We start from the raw sequence: 409 nt of genomic DNA on the forward strand, positions 1-409 counted from the left end.
GGCGACGATGACCTGGAAGACAGGCACGCCGGCGCGGTCGAACAGCGTTTCGATGCCGGGTTCGGCGCCTGAGGCGAAAGCGGTCGCGGTGATGATGGCGGCGGGCTTCAGCGCCGTCAGTGCTGTTTCCACGAAGGCGAGGGAGGTTGGGTCCTTGAGGCTGGAGACGAAGATCGGGACTGGGTCGATGCCGCGCTGCCGCAGCGCTTCAACAAGCGCATCGATGGGCGCGACATCGGCGGCCAGCAGCATCGAGCGATAGAACAGGATGGGGATGATAGGAGCGTTGACGTTGTAAGCGCCAGCATTCGATAAGTCCCGCTTCTCCACAACTCCACTTCCAGGCACGTAAAAACCAGCTTTCGGCACCACCACCGGGCCGATAACTTCCGCATCCGACCCCGCCAGC

General features: G+C 63.1%; 1 protein-coding gene. It reads right to left on the reverse strand.

The window, feature by feature from the left end; genetic code table 11:
- On the reverse strand, positions 1-409 hold a 409-nt coding region (locus EN949_RS35690), incomplete at both ends, for a cobaltochelatase subunit CobN (protein ID WP_206535024.1).

The sequence above is a fragment of the Mesorhizobium sp. M7A.F.Ca.US.007.01.2.1 genome, assembly GCF_003998165.1.
GTDB lineage: Bacteria > Pseudomonadota > Alphaproteobacteria > Rhizobiales > Rhizobiaceae > Mesorhizobium > Mesorhizobium ciceri.